Genomic DNA, 7596 nt, shown 5'->3' on the forward strand with positions numbered 1-7596 from the left:
GAGTTGTTAGTCGCTTTTCATTATAAATCATATGGGACTTTTTTTCTATACTCAAAAAGGCTCCATAATCTCTACAGTGGATTTACCCACTACAGAAATTATAGAGCCTAAAAAGTTCGGTACCTTGTGCCGAGCTTTTTTTCATTAAGGGGATTCGGTACTGTAACGTTTCAAACTTCATTTGTCTTATGAGATAAGCACTTTCTAGCATTTTTAGTCCAAATTCAGTTTAATTCTAAGTATAAAGGAAAAGATTAACGCACACACATTTTATATGTATGCGTGTGAAAGCGAACAGAAAATCCAAAAAATGATGAAAAAATAAAATAATTTACGAATATAGAAAGTGAGGAGGAAGTATGGTTCAAAAAATAGCGCAAGAACTGATTCGAGAAGGAGTAGCAAAACGAGTGAGTGATCTTTATTTGCTACCTCAGGAAGCTTCTTACCAAGTCTATGAAAGGGTCTTAGATACTCGTCATTTGGTCGGTGAGTTTGATGAGGCTACTTACGCTGCTATCATTGCTCATTTTAAATTTGTAGCAGGAATGAATGTTGGCGAAAAACGGCGGAGCCAGCAAGGAGCTTGTGATTATGACTACGAAGTAGGGATAGTAGCGCTTCGGCTATCAACGGTTGGTGATTATCGTGGAAAAGAAAGTCTGGTCATTCGTTTTCTGTACGATCAGAAAGAAGAGTTGCATTTCTGGTTTGATGCCTTAGCTTGTGTTCAAGATATGATAAGGGGGAGGGGCTTGTACTTATTTTCAGGACCAGTAGGGTCTGGTAAAACAACTCTTATGTACCATTTGGCGGAAGTGAAATTTGCGAACCAACAGATTGTCACGATTGAAGATCCTGTCGAAATCAAGCGAGACGAGATGTTGCAATTACAGCTCAATGAAACGATTGGCTTAACCTATGATAGCTTAATCAAACTGTCTCTTCGGCACCGACCCGATCTCCTCATTATTGGAGAAATTCGGGATCATGAAACCGCACGAGCAGTCATTCGCGCTAGCCTGACTGGGGTCACCATTTTTTCAACTGTTCATGGAAAAAGTATCTCGGGAGTTTATGCCCGCATGTTAGAGCTGGGAGTGACTTCAGATGAATTGAACCATGCCTTGCAGGGGATTATTTATCAACGTTTAATTGGAGGAGGAGGAATGATAGATGTGGCAACAGAAGCCTACCCAACCCACACAGCAACAAAATGGAACCAACAGATTGACAAACTTCTTGCAGCAGGACATATCAGTGCTCATCAGGCACAGACCGAAAAAATTATCCTTGGTTCGCCAGCGTAAGATCATCGAATTGTTTACCAATCTGTTTAGGAGTGGTTTTCACTTGGGAGAAATCATTGATTTTCTAAAAAGAAGTCAATTATTGGCGGATAGTTATACAAGCATGTTATCTCAGGGCTTATTGGCTGGGAAGTCTTTTGCGAATCTTCTTTTGGACCTGCAATTTTCAGATTCAGTCGTTACTCAAGTAGCGCTGGCAGAAGTACATGGTAATCTAGAATTAAGTTTGACAAATATTCAAGAGTATCTAGGAAATGTGATGAAAGTGCGTAAAAAGCTCGTTGAGGTAGCTACCTATCCAATAATATTATTAGTATTTTTGTTTGTGATTATACTGGGCTTAAACAGCTATCTCCTGCCTCGATTAGAAGAGGAAAATGGAGCGACAAAGATGCTAGGAGTTCTTCCCTTTGTCTTTCTAGTGTCGCTTGTTGCTAGTTTGGTTCTAGGAGTACTACTGAGGTATTGGTATCGGAAATCTGATAAAATAACCGCAGTTCGTCTACTTGTGAAACTTCCATTGTTAGGGGGATTGATTCGGCTGTATCTGACGGCTTATTATGCGCGTGAATGGGGAAATCTTATCGGCCAAGGTTTTGAGATGCCTCAGATTATTAACTTGATGCAAGAGCAACAATCCGCTTTATTTTGCAGGATTGGGACAGAGTTGGGATGTGCCTTGGAGAGAGGGGTTGCTTTTGAAGAACATATTAAGTGCTATCCTTTTTTCAAGAAGGAGCTAAGTCTTATGATTGAATATGGTCAAGTTAAGGATAAGTTGGGACATGAACTGCGACTGTACGCAGATGAGTGTTGGGAGGAATTTTTCGCGAAGTTGAATGCTTCCATGCAACTGGTTCAGCCGCTTGTATTTATGTTTGTCGCTTTGATTATTGTCTTTATTTATGTAGCAATGTTATTGCCGATTTATCAATATATGGAGGTTTAAAATGAAAAAATTAAAAAAGAGAAGAGTAAAAGGCTTCACTCTAATAGAAATGTTATTGGTGCTATTTATTATTAGTATTTTGTTGCTCTTGTTTGTCCCGAATTTGAGCAAGCAAAAAGAAACTGTTAAGCAGGCAGGAAATGCGGCTGTTGTAAAAGTGGTAGAAGGACAAGCTGAATTGTATGAACTACAAAATGGAGAAAAAGCCAGTCTATCTAAGTTGGTAGAGAGCGGAGCTGTTACGGAAGCACAGGCAGAAGCCTACGATGAATACTATGCGAAAAATACAGAGAAATCTCGTACGGTTACCCCTTAGAGCCTATACGCTGTTAGAAAGTTTGCTGACACTATTTGTGGTTAGTTTTTTGACGATTCTACTGTCAAGTTCAGTTCGTCATGTATTTACAGGTGTAGAGGAGCGGTTATTTTTTCTTGAGTTTGAGAACCTGTATAAGGTGAGCCAAGAGTTAGCACTATCTTCTCATCAGTCGGTGGTGCTTGAATTTACAGATTCTAGGATTTCAAATGGTTATGATTATTTGACAGTTCCACCTACTCTGCAACTCAATCAGAAGCAACGCCTTGTATTAGATTATCGTGGAGGAAATTCATCTTTAGCTAAAATTGAATTTTCAACACAACAAAAGAAAATCATTTATCAATTATACATAGGGAGTGGGAACTATAAAAGGACAGAGAAATAAGGCTTATATTTTACTAGAAAGTTTGGTCGCTCTAGCTATTTTTTCCATGATTACAAGTCTACTTTTAGCAGGAGTGACCAGTGGCAGAAGATGGCAAAAGGATCAGTGGCAAAGACAGGAAATGCTTTTGTTAGTAAAGATGGCTGTGCAGACAAAGCAGGAACGTCTTGTCTTGAACGGAGTACATGTGAGAATTGAGAGAGATGAGCATTTCATTCGTGTGTGGTCTCAAGATGAGGAGGTGATGTATATTGAAAAAGAGTAAGGTCCCCGCCTATTCCCTAATGGAATGTTTAGTCGCCCTGTTTGTTTTATCAGGAAGTCTATTGGTTTTTACAGGTCTAGCGAACCTTATCCACCATGAAGTAGTTTATCAGGAGACAAGTATTGAAAAAAAGTGGCTTGTTTTTGCAGATCAACTGCGTTATGAGCTGGATGGTGTTCGTTTCGTTAAGATTGAAAATGACCATCTGTATGTTAATAAGTCTGGCCATCAACTGGCTTTTGGCAAATCGCAAGCAGATGATTTCCGTAAAACAAATGGCAAGGGACAAGGATATCAACCCATGCTATATCAGGTTGCGTCTGCCAAAATTCATCAAGAAAAGCCGTTTATACAGATTGATATTACATTTGAAAATGGTTGGGAGAAAAGTTTTGTGTATCGTTTTGAAGAAAAAATGTAGGGCAGGAATCATGCTATATGCTGTACTTATGGTTGCGGTTTTTAGTTTGGTGTTGCAATTCTATTTGCATATTCAACTGTCAGAAGCACGAGCGACTTCGGCCTATTACGAAAGTACGGAGGCTTATTTGATGGCAGAATGGACAGCTGATATCGCCCGGGAGGAAATAAGGTCAAAAGGTCAAATGACACAGTCTCTGAAGCAGGAGCGGAATTTAAAAATGGAAAAGTTGGAAGCGCAGACTGCTCGAAAGGATACTAGGGTCGAAGGAGAGCTTCGATTCTCTAAGGGACACTCGCATTATCAATCAGAGGATACTCAGCTTTTTGTAACAGTTACGACAATATCTGGACATGAATTTTCCTATTCTTTTTCTTCATCTAGCGAAAATGCTCCTTTTTTGATATGATAAGAATATGAATTTTGAAAATATTGAACAGGCTTATGACCTGCTATTAGAAAATGTCCAAACCCTTCAAAATCTTTTGGGAACAAACTTTTATGATGCTTTGATTGAGCAGAATGCTGCTTATTTGGCGAGCAAGTCTGAAAATGACCTCATTGCGACTAATAACGATGCTTTAAAGCAGTTGCAACTGACTGCTGAGGAATGGCGTAGAGCTTATCAATTTCTCTTTATCAAGGCTAATCAGACAGAACCAATGCAGTACAATCATCAATTTACGCCAGACAGTATCGGTTTTATCTTGACCTTTCTGTTAGATCAGTTGGTGCGTGAAAAACAGGTTACTGTTTTGGAGATTGGCTCTGGAACAGGAAATTTGGCGCAAACTATTTTGAATCATAGTCAGAAAGAGATGGATTATCTTGGTATTGAAGTGGATGATTTATTGATTGACCTATCTGCAAGTATTGCAGATGTACTGGAAAGTAATATCCGCTTTGTGCAGGGAGATGCAGTTCGTCCGCAAATTTTAAAAGAGAGTCAAATCATCATTAGTGATTTACCAATTGGTTATTATCCAGATGACCGCATAGCTCAGCGCTATCAAGTTGCCAGTTCAACTGGGCATACTTACGCTCATCATTTATTGATGGAACAATCCTTGAAGTATTTAAAGCGGGATGGGTATGCTATTTTACTTGCACCAAACGATTTGCTGACCAGTCCTCAGAGTCCGCTTTTAAAAACGTGGTTGAAGGATAGTGCCAGTGTTGTGGCAGTGCTGACCCTACCTGCTAGTTTATTTGGGACACAGTCAATGGCAAAAACGATTTTTGTGTTCCAAAAGCAGACCACTACACCGGTAGAGACCTTTATGTATCCATTGACAGATTTACAAAATCTGGAAGAATTGCAACAGTTTACTGAGAATTTCAAAAAATGGAAACAAGATAATGCAATTTAGGTAAAAATTTGATATACTAGTTAGGAAAACGCTTAAAAAGGGGAATCTTATGTCAAAAACAATTGCGATTAACGCAGGTAGCTCTAGTTTGAAATGGCAATTATACCAAATGCCAGAAGAAAAGGTATTAGCGAAAGGTTTGATTGAGCGCATTGGTCTAAAAGATTCGGTTTCAACCGTTAAGTTTGAGGGTCAATCTGCTAGTCAGACCCTTGATATTGCTGACCATGTGCAAGCTGTTAAAATTTTATTAGATGACCTGTTGGCACATCATATTATTGGAGACTTTTCAGAAATTACAGGTGTTGGCCACCGCGTAGTAGCTGGTGGTGAATTCTTCAAAGATTCTGTCTTGATTGATGATGAAGCACTAGCTAAAATCGAAGCATTATCAGCTTTAGCGCCTCTTCATAACCCAGCAAATGCCGCCGGTATCCGTGCGTTCAAGGATATTTTGCCAGATATTACGAGTGTCGCAGTTTTTGATACAGCATTCCATACCACTATGCCAGAAGTGGCCTATCGTTACCCAATTGCTACCAAGTATTATGAAGACTATCAAGTCCGTAAGTATGGGGCGCATGGGACTTCCCATTTCTATGTTTCACGTGAGGCAGCGAAGGTCTTGGATAAACCTCTTGAGGAATTGAAGTTGATTACTGCTCATATTGGAAATGGTATTTCAATTACTGCTGTTGATGGTGGAAAATCTGTGGATACTTCCATGGGCTTTACTCCCCTAGCTGGACCAATGATGGGAACTCGTTCTGGAGATATTGATCCTGCAATTATTCCTTATCTTATTGAAAATGTGGAAGAATTAAAAGATGCAGCAGATGTCGTGAATGTTCTCAACAAGCAATCGGGTATTTTGGGAATTGCGGAAATATCAAGTGATATGCGTGAAGTAGAAGCGGGTCGTGAAGCTGGAGAACCGAAATGTACACTTGCCTTTGATATGTTGGTCAACAGACTTCAAAAATTCATCGGTCAATACTTTGCAGTCCTAAATGGAGCAGATGCTCTCGTGTTCACGGCAGGTATCGGTGAGAATTCTGTGGCAGTCCGTGAAGCCGTTGTAGAAGGCTTATCTTGGTTTGGTATGGAGTTAGACCCTGCAAAGAATATCTTTGGAGCAGAAGGGGATATTTCCACTCCAGATTCTAAGGTTAAGGTTTTAGTTGTTCCAACAGATGAGGAACTTGTCATTGCGCGTGATGTAGAACGCTTGAAGAAATAAGTTTAGAAATCAGAACTTTGTATTGAAAGCATTTCATTTGTCATATAGATGATTAGAAAATGGATTCCTATTGTTAGGGTTCCATTTTTTATCTGATAGACAAAAGATAAGGGGTATAGGTGAGACTATATGAAATGATTTACAAGGTGTGTACATATAAAATATCTTATTGTCCAATGGATAAAATGGGTAGATAGCTAATAGCCGGTTTCATGAGCAGAAAACAGTAGAATGTTTGCGATTGTCTTTGTAATAATCATTGCTGTTGCGATTCTTTCTCTAATTTTTAGTACTCTCATTTTAAAATAGAATGTAGGAATCAGCCGATACCTACAAAAGTATTGCCTATAAATTAAAAGATTAGGAAGATAATTTTTATGTGATAGTTATTTAAAAAACTTTCAAAAAGATTTGTTAGATAGCGGATGTTTTATCGGGAAATACTTCTAGCCAAAATCATGTAGATATGATAGAATAAGAAAGCAAAGTTCATTTGCACAGAGTAGGTGGTTTGCGTTAAGTGTGTATGGATGGGATGTTGCCATACAACGAAGCGAAAGCGCGGTAAACCATTGCATCCGCTGTCGATAAACCGACAGCTCCAATTGATAAAAGGAGCATAGTATGTTTATGAAAAAATCCCCTAAATTTGGGGTTCGGTTATTAGTTGTCTTAGCGATGTTAATCGCTATTCGTTATATTTTGGGACACTACTATTCGTTTTGGATTGTTCCCAATATGTTGAAAGTTAGTCTATCGTTTATTGCTAATACCCTTATAGGAATGATAGCAGGACCATGGATTGCAACGGTTGTCTTTGTAGTAAATGATGTAGTGACAGCTCTAAACTCGGGGTATGCATTTATTATTTGGTTTACCTTGCTAGAGGCAGTGCAGGGCTTTTTATACGGTTACTTTTACTATGGGAAAAGGTTAGATATTCGTGGTAAAAAAGACTGGCTCTATGTACTTGGGGCTACGGTAGTGATTATGGGAATTGGGACCTTCTTTTTGACACCACTGCTTATCCAAATTTATCAACAGGTTCCTATTTCCGTTCAATTTTTTGCTCAGGGACGCATTTTTAAAATTCTAGAAATTCCATTTAGAGTAGTTGTGACAATGCTTCTCTTGCCACAGCTTCATCGAATCCCAGAAGTTCGCAAACTAATGGGGGTTAAGAAATAAGAAAAAAGCAACAATTCATCCCATTGTTGCTTTTTTGGGCTCTTTGTCAACTGTAGTGGGTAGATGAAAAGCTAACACCTAGAGAGGACGAACTTGGTTCTCTCTTTCTTTACGTTTAAAGCAATCAAAATGCGTTTTTTAAAGTTTTC

The 7596-nt window shown here is 38.9% G+C and carries 10 protein-coding genes and 1 riboswitch; all 10 genes read left to right on the top strand.

Annotation, left to right across the window (positions count from 1 at the left end; all coding sequences use genetic code 11):
• Positions 1-359: 359 nt before the first annotated feature.
• The 10 genes from comGA (at position 360) to ACVPON_RS05750 (ending at position 7447) form a co-directional block, all read left to right on the top strand.
• A complete protein-coding gene (comGA, locus tag ACVPON_RS05705) occupies positions 360-1310 on the top strand; it encodes a competence type IV pilus ATPase ComGA (protein ID WP_462877038.1) in 951 nt (316 codons plus the stop codon).
• A complete protein-coding gene (gene comGB / locus ACVPON_RS05710) occupies positions 1231-2259 on the top strand; it encodes a competence type IV pilus assembly protein ComGB (RefSeq protein WP_462877054.1) in 1029 nt (342 codons plus the stop codon). The genes comGA and comGB overlap by 80 nt, the downstream gene beginning before the upstream one ends.
• Position 2260: 1 nt before the next feature.
• A complete protein-coding gene (gene comGC / locus ACVPON_RS05715) occupies positions 2261-2575 on the top strand; it encodes a competence type IV pilus major pilin ComGC (RefSeq protein WP_462877040.1) in 315 nt (104 codons plus the stop codon).
• A complete protein-coding gene (gene comGD / locus ACVPON_RS05720; protein ID WP_462877056.1) occupies positions 2535-2963 on the top strand; it encodes a competence type IV pilus minor pilin ComGD in 429 nt (142 codons plus the stop codon). The genes comGC and comGD overlap by 41 nt, the downstream gene beginning before the upstream one ends.
• Positions 2964-3009: 46 nt before the next feature.
• A complete protein-coding gene (comGE, locus tag ACVPON_RS05725) occupies positions 3010-3228 on the top strand; it encodes a competence system putative prepilin ComGE (RefSeq protein WP_462877042.1) in 219 nt (72 codons plus the stop codon).
• Positions 3215-3649, top strand: coding sequence for a competence type IV pilus minor pilin ComGF (gene comGF, locus ACVPON_RS05730; protein ID WP_462877044.1), 435 nt, complete (start codon positions 3215-3217; stop codon positions 3647-3649). Before comGE ends, comGF begins: the two co-directional genes overlap by 14 nt.
• Before the next feature lie 10 nt (positions 3650-3659).
• Positions 3660-4058 carry a competence type IV pilus minor pilin ComGG gene (comGG, locus tag ACVPON_RS05735; RefSeq protein ID WP_462877046.1) on the top strand — a complete coding sequence of 133 codons (399 nt, stop codon included), beginning with the start codon at positions 3660-3662 and terminating at the stop codon, positions 4056-4058.
• A 7-nt stretch (positions 4059-4065) separates the two neighbouring features.
• Complete coding sequence (locus tag ACVPON_RS05740) at positions 4066-5019, top strand: class I SAM-dependent methyltransferase (RefSeq protein ID WP_462877048.1); 954 nt, start codon at positions 4066-4068, stop codon at positions 5017-5019.
• 49 nt (positions 5020-5068) lie between these two features.
• Entirely contained in the window at positions 5069-6259 is a 1191-nt protein-coding gene (locus ACVPON_RS05745) for an acetate kinase (RefSeq protein ID WP_462877050.1), read from the top strand.
• Positions 6260-6755: 496 nt separating this feature from the next.
• Positions 6756-6845, top strand: a riboswitch (THF riboswitch).
• A 38-nt stretch (positions 6846-6883) separates the two neighbouring features.
• The gene (locus ACVPON_RS05750) at positions 6884-7447 is read left to right on the top strand and encodes a folate family ECF transporter S component (RefSeq protein ID WP_462877052.1); all 564 of its coding nucleotides are present in this window, start codon (positions 6884-6886) and stop codon (positions 7445-7447) included.
• The last annotated feature ends 149 nt before the right edge of the window (positions 7448-7596 follow it).

It is taken from the genome of Streptococcus sp. 1F3, from assembly GCF_054968985.1.

Bases quoted from the DNA above. Each gene is read 5' to 3' on its own strand.
- comGC (WP_462877040.1), top strand. From the start codon at position 2,261: ATGAAAAAATTAAAAAAGAGAAGAGTAAAAGGCTTCACTCTAATAGAA.
- ACVPON_RS05745 (WP_462877050.1), top strand. From the start codon at position 5,069: ATGTCAAAAACAATTGCGATTAACGCAGGTAGCTCTAGTTTGAAATGG.
- comGG (WP_462877046.1), top strand. From the start codon at position 3,660: ATGCTATATGCTGTACTTATGGTTGCGGTTTTTAGTTTGGTGTTGCAA.
- comGA (WP_462877038.1), top strand. From the start codon at position 360: ATGGTTCAAAAAATAGCGCAAGAACTGATTCGAGAAGGAGTAGCAAAA.
- comGE (WP_462877042.1), top strand. From the start codon at position 3,010: ATGATTACAAGTCTACTTTTAGCAGGAGTGACCAGTGGCAGAAGATGG.
- ACVPON_RS05750 (WP_462877052.1), top strand. From the start codon at position 6,884: ATGTTTATGAAAAAATCCCCTAAATTTGGGGTTCGGTTATTAGTTGTC.
- comGD (WP_462877056.1), top strand. From the start codon at position 2,535: ATGCGAAAAATACAGAGAAATCTCGTACGGTTACCCCTTAGAGCCTAT.
- ACVPON_RS05740 (WP_462877048.1), top strand. From the start codon at position 4,066: ATGAATTTTGAAAATATTGAACAGGCTTATGACCTGCTATTAGAAAAT.